Here is a 15,060-nt window from a genome sequence, read left to right as displayed (position 1 = left end):
TCACCAACGGAGCGGCCGTATCGGCCGTAAGGAGTCTGCATGCCGGGCACGAACGCTGGCGCAAACACTGCGACGGACCACAGCGACCAGCAGGACAACGGACGGAACGGCGAACGGAACGACGGGAAGAACACGGTGACGACGGACTCGGCGGAACAGGAAACGGCGCAGACGCCGGAACACGTACCGGAAAGCACGGGGGAAAGCACCGCGGACCATTCGGTCGCGACGCGGCTGGAGAAGCTCAGGGGCTCCCGGATCGTCGTCACCGGCGGCGGCGGACTGGTCGGCAGCAGGCTCACCGCCCTGCTCCTCGCCGCCGAGGCGGAGGTCGTCGTCCTGGACCGGATGGACGCCTACCCGGAGGCCACCCACGACCGCTTCGGCACCCGGCGCTCCGGCGCCGAACTGGTCATCGGCGACATCGGCGACCGGGAGGCCGTACGCCGGGTCATGGACGGCGCCGATCTGCTGGTGCACGCCGCCGCCTTCGCGGACGTCGCCGCCTGCACCCGCCGCCCCGATATCGCCTTCGAGGCCAATGTCGCCGGAACCGAGACCGTCCTGGAGGAAGCCGCCACGGCCCGGGTGCGCCGGATGGTCTTCGTCTCGTCGGCGGCGGTGTACGGCAACGGCGCCTCCCCGCTCGAAGGCCCTCAGCGCTTCACCGAGGACCAGGCGCCCCACCCGCTGTCGGTCTACGCCAACTCCAAGCTCTGGGGCGAGCACCAGACCCGGCTGCTGCTCGCCGGGACCGGCACCGACTACGCGATCCTGCGCTACTTCTCCGTCTACGGCGATCCGCAGACCCCCAAGCCGGGCAGCCACTCCTGGATGGTCGCGTGGCTCGCCATGCACGCCAGGGCCGGACTGCCGATGCGGCTCAACGGCGGCGGCCACCAGGTCCGCGACCTGGTCCATGTCGACGATATCGCCGCCGCCACCGCGCTCGCCCTGGTCGAGGACGGAGTGGTCGGCGAGACCGTCAACGTCGGCTCCGGCATCGCCACCTCCGTACGCGACGTCGCCGAACTGATCGCCCCCTACTACCCCGGGTCCCGCTTCCTCACCACCCCGCGCCCCGCCGACGACCCGCTCGGCGGCTACGCCGCCACGGACCGGCTCCGCGAACTGCTGCGCTGGACCCCGGGCATTACCGTGCGCGAGGGTGTCGACCGGTATGTGCGCTGGCTGAACGCCACGCCGGACGCGGTGCCCGCCTGGCTAACGGAGCAGGCGTGACACCGGCGGCCACGGCCGGTGAACGAAAGGGAACGGCACGGATGGGTTACGTCGGATCGTACGTCTGGAAACTGCGGCAGTCCGTCGGCAGCAGACTGCTGCTGATGCCCGGGGCCCAGATCCTCCTCGAAGCCCCCGACGGCCGGGTGCTGTTCCAGCAGCGCGCCGACAACGGGCAGTGGGAGATCCCGGCCGGAGCCTGCGAGGAGGGCAGCGACTTCGCCGGCACGGCCGTCACCGAACTGGAGGAGGAGACCGGTCTGGTGGTCCGCCGCGAGGATCTGGTGGCCTTCGGTTCCCTCTCCGACCCCGGGCTGCACACCTTCACCTACCCCAACGGGGATGTGATGCACTGCTTCGCCCTGCTCTTCACCGCCAGGACCTGGGCCGGGGAACCGTCCCCCGACCCCGGTGAAGTGGTGCGGATCGCCTGGCACCACCCGGACGATCCGCCCGCGCCGCTGCACAAGCCCACCGCCGCGGTGCTGGAGTTGTACCGCGAGTTCAACGCAACGGGAAGGTTCCAGGCCCGGTGACCGGATCCACGGAAGCCCGCACGTCCCCGGTGCCGGAGGGCCCGGGGGAGCAGAACGGGGCCGGGCGGCCCGCGTCCGCGCCCGCTATCGCCCCGCAACAGGTCCGGTCCGGCGGCGACCGCCACCAGGACGCCGTCCTACGGCTCGGGGTCCGGGCGTCGGTGCCCTGCCGGGCCTGCCTCTCCGGCGAGGACCTCGACTGGCTGGGCGGACGCGGTGTCAGTGTCGCCCTCGACCTCCCGACCGTCGTCACCACGGTCCCCGGACCGCCCCCGGCGCCCACCGGCGACTGGGCCGACCAGGTGTGGGACTTCCTGCGGGCCCGGCTCGCCGGACTGCCTCCGCGCCCGCCCGCCGTCGAGGTGCGCAGCGAGGCGCCCGCCGCCAGCGGGCTCTCCTCGTCGACCGCCCTGATCGTCGGCCTGTTCCGGGCCTACACCGGAGCCTGTGTCCCCGCACCGGACACCGTCCCGGTGGACACCCTCGCCCAATGGGCCTACGAGTTCGAGTTCGCGCACTTCAACGGCGGCGGGATGGACCAGCTCGCGGTCATCGAGGGCGGCGCGCTGCTGCTCGAAGGACGGCCGACCGGACTGCCCGCCGTCGTCGACCGGGCCGGCTTCCCCGCCGACTGGACGGTCCTGGTCCTGGACTCCGCGTCCCGCAAGGACACCTCCGACCATATCCGGACCGTACGGGCCCAGCTCAGGGACGGCGATCCCGCCCTGGCGGCCTATCTCAAGGAGGCCGACGCCGCCTCCGCCGAGGCCTGGACCGCGATCCGCTCCGGTGAACTCGGCGCACTGGCCGAGGCCATGGACCGGGCGCACAGCACCATGCGGGACCACCAGCGGATGTCGACGCCCCTGCTGGAGACGTTGCGCGCGCTGGCGCACCGGTCCACGGGCCTGAAGCTGAAGCTCAGCGGCGCGGGCGGCGGGGGCGCCCTGGTCGGCGTCTGCCGCACGGCCGAAGCCGGCGGTATCGCCGCCGCGCTCCGTGAAGCCCTGCGCGGGGAACACCCCGACGCCCGGGTGATACCCACCCGGGCGTCGGCCGGTTCGGTGCCGGAGGCGCGCAAAGGCCGCCCCCGGCACGTACCGGATCAGATGAACGGGTCGTAGTCCTCGACCGGTTCCGCCGCCGCCGCTCCGGCCCCGATCTTCTGGAGTTCGAGGTTGGAGCGGTGGCGGGCGCAGTGGAAGCGGCAGTCCCGGCTGGGGTCGACGATCCCGCGGTCCGCCGAGGCCCAGATGTCCGGCAGCTTCTCGGTCACCGCATCACCGATCTTCGCCAGGGGATTGCCCCGGTGGTAGGAGCAGACGTACACACCCGAAGGGGTGATCAGCGTCCGCAGCTCCGCCACCGGGCAGCGGTGGTAGTCCTTCGGCTGCACCGGGCCCACCCGGTTGCGCAAGGTCGTCAGGGTCGAGGAGTCGATGATCTCGAATCCGTCGTCCGCCAGTTTCTCCGCCTCGTGCAGCTGCCCGACGACGGAGGCGAGCGTCTCCTCGGGCATCTGGACGACATGGTGCCCGTCGTCGAACATCGCCTTGGACTCGAAGTAGTCGCAGCCGATGTCCTTGGCGAGTCGCGCCGCCTGGAGCACCTCGTGGTGGTTGCTGACGAACGAGCCGTCCGGCTGCCGTCGCGTCATGATCAGGAACGAATAGCCCAGCGCACCCCGCTTCTCCGCGGCCAGCAGCCGCATATTGGCGATCACCTTGTCGAAGACGCTGCGCCCCTTCCGGTCGGGGCGGAACACGCCGTATGTGCCGGCGCTCCCGGAGTCCATCGACACCCGCACCCAGGAGGCGTACCGGGCCAGTTCGTCGAGGTTCTGCGGGATCATGGTGCCGTTGGTGACCACGCCGATGGCGATGCCCGCCTCGCCGAGGGTGCGCAGCACCTGACGGGTGCCGCGGTGGGCCAGCGGTTCGCCGCCGCCGATCAGGACGACCCCGCGGACCGACATCTCCACCAGCTCACCGGCGAGTTCGGCAAGCCGTTCGGGGGTGAAGCGGCCCTGGTTCAGCAGCTTTCCGCTGATGCACTCGGGGCAGGCCAGATCGCAGAACGTGGTCGGGTCGAGGTCCACCACCAGCGGGGCGGTGGAGCGTTGTCCGGAGGCGGCTTCGAGGACTCGGGGCCAGCCGGACGGCTGGTACAGCTTGGAAACCAGGTCAAGACGGTCGGACGTCACGGATGTTCTCCTGCTTGGTCGGGAGCAGGCCGCGGGGCCCGTCGGCGGGCAGCCGCGACCGGCAGCGGTTTCCGGGGATGGGACAAGGGGGGTGCGCCGACGGCATTGGCGGCGTGACGTTGGCGACGGACGGGGTAAAGGGAGGGGATCGGCCGGGAAGGGAAAGCAACGGAAGGGAAGGGCCGGGGTGGGGGTCGGGGTCGGCCGGTGGCGGACGGCGCCCGCGGACCGGCCCCCGGTGCTCACGGCCGCTGGCCGAGCGGCCGGACGGCCCCCCAGGCGGCGGCGGGGCCCGCGCCGGAGGTGCCCGGACCGGGTGGATGCGGTACGGAGGCGGTGCCCGGGTGGTCATCCCTTGACGGCGCCCGCCGCCAGTCCGCTCGCCACCCGCCGCTGCACGATCAGGAAGAAGACCACGACGGGCAGCGCCGTCAGGGTGGCGCCCGCCATCAGCCCGCCGTAGTCGGTGCCGAAGGTGGTCTGGAAGGACACCAGCCAGATGGACACGGTCTGCTTCTCGTCGCTGGAGAGCAGCACATAGGCGAGTACGTACTCGTTCCACGCCTGCACCAGGGAGTAGACCGAGGTCGCCACGAGCCCGGGGGCCAGCAGCGGCAGCAGCACCCGGCGGAACGCCCCGGCCCTGGTACACCCGTCGACCATGGCCGCCTCCTCCAGTTCGGCCGGGACGGCCACCACGAAGCCCCGCAGCAGCCAGACGGTGAACGGCAGCATGAAGACCAGATAGGTCAGGACCACCCCGGTCAGGCTGTCCGTCAGACCGGCATCGCTGAGCAGCAGATACAGCGGGATGATCAGACCGGCGAGCGGGACCATCTGGATGGAGAGGATCGCCAGGACGAAGACCCGGCGTCCCAGGAACGCGTACCGGGCCACCGCGTACGCCGCCAGTACCCCGATGACCAGGGAGACCAGCACCGTCCCGACGCCCACCAGGGCGCTGGCGCGGACACTGGACCAGAAGGTCTCCGACTCCATGGCCCGGCGGAAGTTCTCCAGCGTCAGCCCGCTCGGCCAGAGCCGCGGCGGGTTCCGGCGGATCTCGTGCGCGGGACGGAACGCGGTCAGCAGCATCCAGTACACCGGGAACGCCATCAGGGCGCAGAACAGCAGTGCCAGGGTGTTGGCGAGCCGGGACCGTCTGCGCCGCCGCCGCTGCCCGGGCTGCCGCGCGGGCCGTACGGTGCGTGGCTCTGCCGCCGCCGGTCCGGGGTCCCGGTGCCGGGCACCCGTGGCCGTGGCGGTGTGGACGGTTCCGTCGGTGCTCACTCGGCCTCTCCCATTCTGACCAGCTGGCGTACGTAGACCACGGCACCGGCGAGCAGCAGCAGTACGGTGATCACGGCGATCGCCGCCCCGGTGCTGTAGCGGTTGACGGCGAAGGACTCGATGAAGGAGTGGACCCCGAGGAGGTAGTACTCCTTCTCCGGGGTGCCCGAGCGCATCAGCCAGATCTGGTTGAAGACACCGAAGGTCCAGATCGCGGTCAGCGACGTCACCATGACGAACGCGGGCCGGATCACCGGGAAGACGACGTGGCGGAAGACCTTCGGCCCCTCGGCGCCGTCGACCCTGGCGGCCTCCTCCAGCTCCGGCGGCACCTGGGTGAGCGCCGCCTGGAGGGTGATCGTGGCAAAGGGCAGAGAACCCCAGACCACCACGGCGGCGATCACCGCGAACCCCTGCCAGGGGTCCTCGAACCAGTTGTGCCGTTCGAAGGAGGCTCCGGGCACCAGCCCGAGCAGCCAGTTGGCGACCCCGAACTCGGGGTCCACCAGCCAGCGGAACACCGCCGCCGCGACCATCACCGGCATCGCCCAGACCGCGACCAGGACGGCGCCCGTCAGCAGCCGTACCCAGGGCGTGACCCGGCGCAGCAGCAGGGCCACCAGCATCGCCGTGCCCATCGTGGCGACCGTGCACACCAGGGTGAAGAGGGAGGTCCGGCCGACGACCACCCAGAAGAAGCGGTCGGAGAGGACCGTACGGTACTGGTCGAGTCCGACCCACGGCGGTTCGGTGCCGGCGAACAGCTCCCGCCGGGTCATGTCCTGGAAGGACAGCAGCACCAGTTCGACCAGGGGGTAGCCGAGGACCGCGGCGAGCGCGAGGACGGTCGGCGCGATCAGGGCGTACGGCACCGCCCGGCGGCGCAGCGTCCGCCAGGAGCGTGCGGCGGGCGGACGGGACGTGCGGCGGCTCCGCCCGGGGGAGGGGCGCACCGGTGCCCCGGCCGAACGCGGTGGATGGGGTGGATCTGCGGTCGCCATGCGGGGGGTCTCCTCGGGTCGTCGGGTCGCGGCGGTGGGGTGCCCCCGCAGGCCCGGGGCGCCCATGGCCCGGCCCCGTCCGGCCCGCCGGTACGGGGCCGGCGGGCGGCGGGTGCCGGAGCGCGGGCGCCCCGGTGGGCAGCGCCCTCCGCGGGGCGGCGGAGCGAAGGGCGGCCGGGAGCGTCAGTTGTCGTTGATCACCGCGTCGATCGCCCGGTCGGCGTCCTCGGCGGCCTGCTCGACGGACTTCTTGTCGGTCGCGATCGCCTGGAGCATCTCCGGCAGGACATTGGACTTCTCCACGGCTCCCCAGCCGGGTGCCAGCGGGGTGACCCAGCCCCGGGTGGCGGAGATCGCGGCGGCCCCGTTGATGCCGTCGGCGGGGACGTCCCGCAGCTGGACCGTGTTGTTGGGCAGCGTCTCGGCCTTGATCAGGGTGCGCTGCGACTCCCGGTCGGTGAAGAGCCGGATCCACTCCCGGGCCATGTCCTGGCTGCGGGACTTGACGGGAACGGCCAGGGTGGAACCGCCGAGGAAGGGCGGCATGAGCCGGCCCGAGGGGCCGGGGAAGGGGAAGGTGGCGAACTTGCCCTTCATCGCCGGATTGCCGCCCGCCTTCGGATCGGCCGCGGCGTTGGCCTCCCAGGTGTTGCCGTAGAACATGCCGGTCTTGCCCTGGCCCACGACTCCGGGCTCGTCGCTGTTGTCCTTGGAACGGTCACCCGTGTAGTAGGTGTCCAGCAGCTTCTTCCACTCGGTGAGGCCCTTGAGGGACTCGGGGGAGGAGAGCGCGCCGCGCCAGCGCCCGTCCTGCTGGACCGCCATCTCGCCCCCGGCGTCCTTGACATAGGCCATCGCGGCGTTCCAGTAGCGTCCGGGCATATGGAAGGCCGAGAAGTTCTTGTCGGTCCGGCCGAATCTGGCCTTCATTTTGTCCAGAACCGACAGCAGTTCGGGATAGGTCGACGGTGGCTTTGCGACACCTATCTCCCGGAGGAGATCTGTCCGGTAGATGCCTACGCGGGCGCCCGCATAGTAGGGCACACAGTAAGTCTTCCCGTTCAGTCGACAAGCGTCCGCAAGAGCCGGAAGCCAGTCCTTGGAATGATCGAATTTCTGCTCGTCGAGCGGACTGAACGCGCCATTGATGATGTAATTGGTGGTCTCGCTGTTGCCCATCTCGACCACATCTGGTACGTCCCGGCCGGCCAATGCGGCATCAATCTTCTGATTCTTGCTGGTCCACTGCTGGTACTGCACATCGACCCGGACCCCCGGATATCGCTCCGCGAAGCGCTTGTTGGTCGCGGTGATGAGACCGGGCCAGCTCTCCCTGGCGTCGATGGTCAGCCACACGGTCAGTTCGTCCGATCCACCCCCGCCCGCTGAGCCGCCGTTGCCGCCCGAGTCGCAGGCCGTTGCGGCGAGGGCGAGCACCAGTGCGCCGGAGGTACGGACGGCGGTGCGAGAACGGGATCGTCGCATGACTGTCCCCCTTTCGAGGATTCGATCTCTCCAGACTTGGCCGAACCGGGCTCCTATCTACCCAGCAAAGTGCGCCGATCTACCCGGGCAGCTCTTTTTGGCCAGGATCGGACCGTGCATTATGAAATGTTCCTGCACGGCCTCGGCCTTTGCGTCCAACGGCCCGGACGCCTGCTCATCGGGCCGTCCGGATCACCGAAGGGCGCCGAATTGGCGTGAACAAGGGGGATGCCCGGCTCGGGTGCCCTTGACGGGTGCGTACCCACTGGCTCATTTTTTCTCGTGATCTCCCGTGATCTCCACGGGCTCCGCCGGGCCGGTGTTCCGGCCCGTGATGTTGGTGAACTCCCTTGCGTCCCCGATCGAAGGGTATGGACCGGTGATTGAGCACGGCACGACGAGCGGTGAAACCAGCGAACGTCCCGTCCGGGTCAATGCGTGGAACGGCTGGGACCCGTTGCGTCATGTCATCGTCGGCAGGGCCGACGAGGCGGTGGTCCAGGCGCCCGAACCGGCCGTACGCCGTGATTTCCCCGAGGACGGATTCCCCCTCGGCACCTACGGGCCGATGCCCGAGGACATGACGGCCGAGGCCAATGAACAGCTCGACAACTTCGCGGACCTGCTGCGGCGGCGCGGTATCCGCGTGGACCGGCCGACGCCTGTCGACTTCAACCAGCAGGTTTCGACCCCGGACTGGACCCAGGAGACCATGTCCGGCTGCATGCCGCCCCGGGATCTGCTGCTGACCGTCGGCAGCGAGGTGCTGGAGGCGACCATGTCGTACCGCAGCCGCTGGTACGAGTACCTCTGCTACCGGCCCCTCCTCCAGGACCTCTTCAAGGCCGACCCCCGGATGCGCTGGGAGGCCGCCCCCAAGCCGCGGCTGACCGACGCCAGCTACCACACCGGGTTCTGGGACACCTACAACGAGCTGCCCACCGAGGTGCAGCTCGCCAAGGTCCGCGACTACGACCTCGTCCTGACCGAGGAGGAGCCGCTGTTCGACGCGGCCGATATCGCGCGCTTCGGCAAGGACCTCTTCGTCCAGCTCTCCTTCGTGACCAACCGCAGCGGCTACGACTGGCTGAAGCGGCACTTCCCGGACCACCGGGTGCACGCGGTCACCTCCACCAACACCCACCCCCTGCACATCGACGCCACCTGGGTGCCGCTCCGGCCCGGTCTGGTCCTCCACTGCGGCGAACGGCTCGCCGACCCCGAGCTGATGGACTTCTTCAAGCTCAACGACTGGGAGATCGTCGAGGCGGTGCAGCCCGCGAGCTGGGACCATCCGCCGAAGCTCTCCTTCTGCAGCCCCTGGCTGGCCGGGAACATGCTCAACCTGGACGCCAACACGCTCTGCATCGAGGAGAAGGAGGTGAAGCTGTCGGAGCAGCTCGCGGGGTACGGCTTCGAGATCGTGCCGGTGCCGTTCCGGGCCGTCGGCCCCTTCGGCGGCGGACTGCACTGCGCCACCGTCGACATCGAACGCGACGGCGACTGCGAGGACTACTTCCCGCGCCGCCACGGAAAGTACTGAGACCGTGGGCGCCGCACGGGGGGACGGAGCCGGTGCCGTCACCCACGGCTCCCTCCTGGACGGAGTCGACGCCGTCGCCCTCGACTTCTACGGCACGCTCGTCCGGATGGTGCCGCCCCTGCCGCCCACCCATGACGCGGTACTGCGCCGCCGCGGCCTCCACAGCGCCGCCGACCGCTGGGGCGATATGTGGTCGACCGGGCCCGCGGACGGCGAGGACCACCGGGAACACTCGGTGTCCGAAGCGGCCTACCGGGCCTGGGAGGTGGACCGGCTGCGGCGGCGCGCCCTGGACCGGGGCGTACCCGCCGATGTGGCCGGGGAGGTGGCCGTCGAACTCGACCGGGCCGGCAAGACCCTGACCCTGGAGCTGTTCCCCGACGTCCTCGACTCCCTGGCGCTGCTGCGCCGGCGGGGCCTGCGGATCGTCGTCTGCTCCAACTGGTTCTGGGATCTCGACCGGGCCGTGACCGCGGCGGGCCTCGGCGGACTGGTCGACTCCAGTGTCAGCTCGGCCCGGGCGGGGGCGCGCAAACCGCACCCCCTGATCTACCGGGCCGTTCTCGAAGCCTGCGGCACCACCCCCGGCCGCACGCTCTTCGTGGGGGACATGTGGGAGCCCGATGTGCTGGGGCCGCTGGCCCTCGGTATGCGGGCCGCGCACCTCCACCGCCCCGACCGGGCGGTGGAGGGCACCGCTCCGCCCCTGCCCCGGGGCGCGGCCCGGATCACCACCCTGCGCACGCTGACGGATCCGGTGCCGTAGGGCGGGCCGCGCGACGCCGCCGGGCCTCGCGGTCCGGGCACGATCCGGGGGCCGCGTGCCGCCCCGAGGGCCCACGAGGCCTCCGGGGCGGCAGGCCGCGCCCACGGTCCGGTACGGCGACCGGTCTCAGGGGCGGGCCGGGGCCCCGGCCCGCCGGGAGAGCCGGTCCAGGACGTTGCGGGTCACCCGCACCACGCCCGGATCCTCCTCCCGGCCGCAGACCACCGGCCAGTCGGTGGTCCCGGCGGTGAAGACGGTGCCGCCGCCCTCGACCGTGTGCACCCCCATGGTCGCGGCCCGCGGACCGGTCCGCTCCGGCTCGCGCACCACGCAGTTCCAGTGCCCCCACTTCATGGTGGTCACGTCCTCGCTGACCGGTGACAGCTCGTACAGGCCGAGGATCAGGAACGCAGCGGGCGTGCCGTCGGCGCCGGTCGCACGGGCGACGCCCCCTTCGTCGTACCGGAAGGCGGCACCGTCGCACTCGTATCCGATCAGCGGGGTCCCGGCGCCCAGACGGTCCGCCGGACCCCCGTCCGAACCGTCCCGCAGTCCGGTGCCCTCGAACACCCAGTGGCCGGCGTGCTGGACCCGGTAGCCGACCCGCGGCCGGTCGCCCGGCCACTCGCCCGGCCACATCCCGCCGTTGCGGAAACTGACCCCGGTCAGGCTGTTCTCCGGGGTGCCGACGCCGTCCGGCGGGGCCGCCCACCACAGATCCGTCGACGGCAGATGCGGGAACACCCCGCCGACGTGGTGGTCCGTGTCGGAGACGAACCCGGTGTCGTCGTCCGTGAGGTGCACCCGCCACCAGCAGGTGTTGGCGCTCAGGAAGGCGACGTTGCCGCCCGCCCGCAGATGCGCGTCGGTGTGCTCCCGCATCGCCGTGCTCCAGTACTCGTCGTGACCGACGCTCAGCAGCAGGTCGTACGGGGCCAGCAGCCCGGGATCCCGGTGCAGGTCGAGGTCCGTGCAGTACTCGACGGCGTAACCGCACCGCTCCAGCCAGGCGATGAAGGGGGCGTCCCACCAGGCCAGGTCGATCACCCCGCCCGGCCGCCGCATGCTCAGCCGGTGCCCCCGCGGATATCCGTCGCCGCCCGTGCCGTACACCGGGTTGTCGTACAGGCTCCCGGCCCGCGGGACGCCCTCGCGGTCCGCCCGGTTGTAGGCGTGCCGGGTGAACGTCGACTTCTTGTACAGGATCCGGCCTCCGCTCCCCGGACGCCGGGGCCGCACCACGAAGAACTCCCGGGCGAAGCCCTCGACGTCCCCGTCGCCCAGCAGCGGTACCGCCTCCCGCTCCCCCTCCTCGACCAGATGCGCCAGATAGATGCCCGTCGGCCAGTCCCCGGGCACGTCGATCGGGTACGCCGGGAAGCCCCAGTCCACGGCGGGCGAGGCGGCCCCGGCGATCCCGTCCGGATGGGGCGGCGGATCGGTCCGTACCCCGGGGTACGGACCCGACTCGGCCATGAACTCCAGCTCCCGGCCCAGCCGGTACAGCCGTACCCGGAACGCGGGCGCGTCGGTCGACACATGGAGGGCGAGTGCCTCACCGGCCGTCACGCTCTCCCGCCCCGCATACCCCTCTATCACGGTCCCTCCCCGGAACAAGCCCGTCTCTCGCGGGCCGACGGCGCCCGATGCTAAGAGAACGTGCCCGCTGCAACAACACACCTGGGGAAGACCGGACTTTCGCCAGTCGATTCCGGCCAACTGAAACGTTTCAAGAGTGCGGGCTGAAGGGCTTGGGTAGCGCGCAGAAGCATGCCCGGATGCAGTGGGGAAGTGCATCGGTAACCAGGCCGGTAACCATCCCGGTAAGTGTGCAGGTAAGTGTGCCGGTAGGTATGTCGGTAAGCGGACGGAAACTACCGTTCGGTATCGGAGGATAGTAGTGGGTTTCGGTAGGGAAACCCCGGCTGAGAGGATGTTCGTGGCATCGGAGAAATCGGAATTCCGGGTGAGGGAACTCGTTCTCGGTATCGAGGGGCTGGCGCTGCTGCGTAACGCCATCGGAGCGGACGAGGGATTCCTGGAGCGGCGGCTGGCCGAGATCAGGAAGTACGCCGACGGGTCCGTGGAGGATCTGCCCGGCGGGGGAGCGTCCGTCGGCGAGCTGGACGCGGGCCCCGGATACGCCGCCTGGTCGGGCATCTACGACTCCCTGCCCAGCTCGTATCTGGAGGTCGAGGAGCCGATCGTGCACCGGCTCTTCGACGAGGGGCCCACCGGCACCGCACTCGACGCCGCCTGCGGCACCGGCCGCACCACCGCCGCCCTGGCCGCCCGCGGCTACCGCACGATCGGCGTCGACCAATCCCCCGACATGCTGGAACACGCCCGGCGCAAGGTGCCGGACGGCGAGTTCCACGAGGGCCGGCTGGAGAAGCTCCCGGTGGACGACGCCTCCGTCGACCTCGCCGTCAGCACCCTGGCCCTGACCCATGTGCCCGATCTCACCGGTGCCGTCGCCGAACTGGCGCGGGTGGTCCGGCCCGGCGGCCGGGTGATCGTCTCCGATCTGCACCCCTTCGTCGTCACCCTCCAGGGCCAGTGCCTGTTCGTCGCGGGCGACGACGAACTGGCCTTCGTCCGCAACCATGTCCATCTGGCGGGCGACTATCTGCGCGCCTTCACCGCCGCCGGACTCGCCGTACGCGCCTGTTACGAGCCGCTGTTCAATGGGCGGCTCGCGCCCGGCGGATATGAGGAACGCATCTCCGAGGCGGCCAGGGCGGCCTGGAGCGGCATTCCCATCGTCGTGGTCTGGGAAGCCGTCAAGCCCGCCGTAGGAGCCGCCGGATGAGCCCCCGATTCGTCAATCATTCGGAACGCCCCGAACTGTGGGACAGAATTCCCGAGGTATTCGCCGGAGTCGTCCCCGAGTACAATCTGCACGGCGATATCAACGAGACCCACTGGAACCGCCTTTTCGAGGAATTCCGCGACTACCAGTTCCTGCTGTACGACGAGGAACGCGACGAGATCCTGGGCGCGGGCCGCTCCCTGCCCCGGGTCTGGGACGGGACTCCCAAGGACCTCGGCTCGGGGCTCGACGACTCCATCAGCGCCGCCTTCCTCGCCCGGGACACGGGCCGCAAGCCGACCGCGCTGGTCGCCCTCGGAGTCGAGGTCGCCCCCAGGCACCAGGGCTCCGGCCACTCCAAGGCGCTCCTGACCCATCTCTCCGACCTCGCCAGGGCCGACGGGCTCGACCATCTCATCGTGCCCCTGCGGCCGATCTGGAAGCACCGCTACCCCTTGGCGCCCATCGAGCGGTACGCCGGCTGGACCCGGGAGGACGGCGAACCCTTCGACCCGTGGATCCGGACCCAGGTACGGCTCGGCGGCACCGTCGCAGCCGCGATGGAACGTTCCTCCAGGATCAGCGGCACGGTCGCCGAGTGGGAGAGCTGGACCGGAATGGCCTTCCCCGGGGACGGCGACTACGTCTTCCCCGAGGGGCTCTCCACCCTGCGCGTCGACCGCGCCCGGGACCGGGCCGTCTACTGGGAACCGGCCGTCTGGGTCACCTTCGATCTGCGAGGGCCCGCTCCGGAAGCCGTTCCCCGCACCTGACGGCGGCGAAGGAGTACTCCGCCAGCAGGGCCGTGTGCTCCCGGCCGGCCTCCGGGCGCCGCTCCGGCGGCAGCCCCGCGGGGCCGACCGTGGACACGGCGGCGGCCCGGAGCCTCCCGGCCGCCGCGGTGGCCGCCGTACCCCCGCCGATCGCCGCGGCGCCCGCCGTACCCCCGCCGCCCGGTGCGTACCGCCGGGCGGCGGCCCGCGCCTGCACACCCAGCAGCAGACAGTGGATCCACAGCTCGTCGGCGAAGGACGGACCGAACACCTCCGCCACCTGCCGTGCCTGCTTCTCCTCCGCCGGGCCCCGCGACCCGAGCGTGCCCAGTACCGCCGCCTCGGAAAGCCCCGTCCGCGGCAGCGCCTCCCGCCAGGTGAAGTGGTGCCGTGCCGCGGGCGTCGTGTCCTGGCCCGGCAGTCGGATGAAACCCTCCCCGTACCGCATGTACGGCAGCCAGTCGAGTTCCTCCAGCACCCAGCCGCCCAGCAGCAGCGGACGCGCGTCCGCGGACTCCGAGGGGCAGACCGCGAGCCGTACGCCCTGCGCGGCATGGCCGTTGATACTGCTGGTGCCCGTGTGCTCGGTGACCGTGGGGACCGCGAGCAGGGCGGGCCGCCCGTGGCCGCGGAGGAACGCGGCCATCAGCTCGTCGTCGTGGCGCTCCGCGCTGCCCGTCGCGTACCCGCGGAATCCGTCGGCGAGCGCGACCGGAAGCACGATCGCCAGCGTCGGAGTGAACTCCTCCGGCACCGCCCGCACCCAGCCCGCCCCCGCCAGCGCGGCGAGCCGGGCCGCGGCGCCGTTACGGGCGTGCCAGTTGGTGTAGTACGCGAGGGCGTCGTCGGGGAAGCGGTCCGCGCAGTGCGCCACCAGATCGACGAAATCGCCGGGCGCGGCCACGTCGTCCTGAATCATCAGATGGTGCGTCGCGCCCTCGGCCGTGCGCGCCCAGGCCACCAGGGCCGTACGCAGGGCCGAGGGGGGACCGCCTGGATCGGGGTCCAGCGCCAGTCCGCCGAGGCCGAGCCGGTCGCTCAGCTCCTGGGCCTGTGCACGGCGTACGGGATGGGTCATCACGGCCGAACTGACACGTGCGCGAGCGGTGGGCATCGGGGCACTCCTCCGGGCGGTCGGGCGTTGCGGCGGTCTCGCGGTCTCGCGGTCCGGTCGTCGGTCGTCGGTCGTCGGGTGACGGGTGACGGGTGACGGGACGGCCGGGTGTCGCGCCCCGGTCGGTGCCGCCCGTGGACCGGCCGGCACCGACCGGGGCGGTGCACCGGAGGCCACCGGCGGGGCACGGTCCGGCGCGCCCCAGCCGATCATGGCCAGCCGGCGCGGCGGTACGCGCCGTCGGCCCCACGACGACCGGAAACCGCCGGGCTCCGGCCGATTACGCCCGCACCGC

General features: G+C 71.3%; 13 protein-coding genes. 7 read left to right on the top strand and 6 right to left on the bottom strand.

What is annotated here, in order from left to right; genetic code table 11:
- Nucleotides 1-39 precede the first annotated feature (39 nt).
- The 3 genes from ACIQ9E_RS28825 to ACIQ9E_RS28815 are packed head-to-tail and all read left to right on the top strand — an operon-like array spanning nucleotide 40 to nucleotide 2,902.
- Nucleotides 40-1,242, top strand: coding sequence for an NAD-dependent epimerase/dehydratase family protein (locus ACIQ9E_RS28825; protein WP_403711966.1), 1,203 nt, complete (start codon nucleotides 40-42; stop codon nucleotides 1,240-1,242).
- Between the two features lie 41 nt (nucleotides 1,243-1,283).
- Nucleotides 1,284-1,778 (top strand): NUDIX domain-containing protein, encoded by a 495-nt coding sequence (locus tag ACIQ9E_RS28820; protein WP_403711964.1) that lies wholly within the window; start codon nucleotides 1,284-1,286, stop codon nucleotides 1,776-1,778.
- Nucleotides 1,775-2,902 carry a mevalonate kinase gene (locus tag ACIQ9E_RS28815; protein ID WP_403711962.1) on the top strand — a complete coding sequence of 376 codons (1,128 nt, stop codon included), beginning with the start codon at nucleotides 1,775-1,777 and terminating at the stop codon, nucleotides 2,900-2,902. The genes ACIQ9E_RS28820 and ACIQ9E_RS28815 overlap by 4 nt, the downstream gene beginning before the upstream one ends.
- Here the strand turns inward: ACIQ9E_RS28815 and ACIQ9E_RS28810 are convergent.
- The 4 genes from ACIQ9E_RS28810 to ACIQ9E_RS28795 form a co-directional block, all read right to left on the bottom strand.
- A complete protein-coding gene (locus tag ACIQ9E_RS28810) occupies nucleotides 2,884-3,981 on the bottom strand; it encodes a radical SAM protein (RefSeq protein WP_403711960.1) in 1,098 nt (365 codons plus the stop codon). The genes ACIQ9E_RS28815 and ACIQ9E_RS28810 overlap by 19 nt on opposite strands.
- 348 nt (nucleotides 3,982-4,329) lie before the next feature.
- Nucleotides 4,330-5,271 carry a carbohydrate ABC transporter permease gene (locus ACIQ9E_RS28805; RefSeq protein WP_403711958.1) on the bottom strand — a complete coding sequence of 314 codons (942 nt, stop codon included), beginning with the start codon at nucleotides 5,269-5,271 and terminating at the stop codon, nucleotides 4,330-4,332.
- The gene (locus ACIQ9E_RS28800) at nucleotides 5,268-6,272 is read right to left on the bottom strand and encodes a carbohydrate ABC transporter permease (protein WP_403711956.1); all 1,005 of its coding nucleotides are present in this window, start codon (nucleotides 6,270-6,272) and stop codon (nucleotides 5,268-5,270) included. The genes ACIQ9E_RS28805 and ACIQ9E_RS28800 overlap by 4 nt, the downstream gene beginning before the upstream one ends.
- A gap of 183 nt (nucleotides 6,273-6,455) precedes the next feature.
- Nucleotides 6,456-7,757, bottom strand: coding sequence for an extracellular solute-binding protein (locus tag ACIQ9E_RS28795; RefSeq protein ID WP_403711954.1), 1,302 nt, complete (start codon nucleotides 7,755-7,757; stop codon nucleotides 6,456-6,458).
- Nucleotides 7,758-8,136: 379 nt separating this feature from the next.
- Between ACIQ9E_RS28795 and ACIQ9E_RS28790 the strand changes: the two genes are divergently transcribed.
- Both ACIQ9E_RS28790 and ACIQ9E_RS28785 read left to right on the top strand, forming a co-directional pair.
- On the top strand, nucleotides 8,137-9,300 hold the full coding sequence (locus tag ACIQ9E_RS28790; protein WP_403711952.1) for a serine/threonine protein kinase: 1,164 nt from the start codon (nucleotides 8,137-8,139) through the stop codon (nucleotides 9,298-9,300).
- Nucleotides 9,301-9,304: 4 nt separating this feature from the next.
- On the top strand, nucleotides 9,305-10,066 hold the full coding sequence (locus ACIQ9E_RS28785; protein ID WP_403711950.1) for an HAD family hydrolase: 762 nt from the start codon (nucleotides 9,305-9,307) through the stop codon (nucleotides 10,064-10,066).
- Between the two features lie 126 nt (nucleotides 10,067-10,192).
- Here ACIQ9E_RS28785 and ACIQ9E_RS28780 read toward each other — a convergent pair whose 3' ends face one another.
- A complete protein-coding gene (locus tag ACIQ9E_RS28780; RefSeq protein WP_403711949.1) occupies nucleotides 10,193-11,665 on the bottom strand; it encodes a N,N-dimethylformamidase beta subunit family domain-containing protein in 1,473 nt (490 codons plus the stop codon).
- A 334-nt stretch (nucleotides 11,666-11,999) separates the two neighbouring features.
- Here ACIQ9E_RS28780 and ACIQ9E_RS28775 point away from each other — a divergent pair, with 334 nt between their 5' ends.
- Nucleotides 12,000-12,878, top strand: coding sequence for a class I SAM-dependent methyltransferase (locus tag ACIQ9E_RS28775; RefSeq protein WP_403711947.1), 879 nt, complete (start codon nucleotides 12,000-12,002; stop codon nucleotides 12,876-12,878).
- On the top strand, nucleotides 12,875-13,651 hold the full coding sequence (locus ACIQ9E_RS28770) for a GNAT family N-acetyltransferase (protein ID WP_403711945.1): 777 nt from the start codon (nucleotides 12,875-12,877) through the stop codon (nucleotides 13,649-13,651). The genes ACIQ9E_RS28775 and ACIQ9E_RS28770 overlap by 4 nt, the downstream gene beginning before the upstream one ends.
- Here ACIQ9E_RS28770 and ACIQ9E_RS28765 read toward each other — a convergent pair.
- On the bottom strand, nucleotides 13,602-14,765 hold the full coding sequence (locus tag ACIQ9E_RS28765) for a hypothetical protein (RefSeq protein WP_403711943.1): 1,164 nt from the start codon (nucleotides 14,763-14,765) through the stop codon (nucleotides 13,602-13,604). The two genes, ACIQ9E_RS28770 and ACIQ9E_RS28765, sit on opposite strands and share 50 nt — an antisense overlap.
- Nucleotides 14,766-15,060: the final 295 nt, after the last annotated feature.

It is taken from the genome of Streptomyces sp. NPDC094448 (genome assembly GCF_044763775.1).
GTDB lineage: Bacteria > Actinomycetota > Actinomycetes > Streptomycetales > Streptomycetaceae > Streptomyces.
This window is presented reverse-complemented; position numbering and strand designations above follow the sequence as displayed.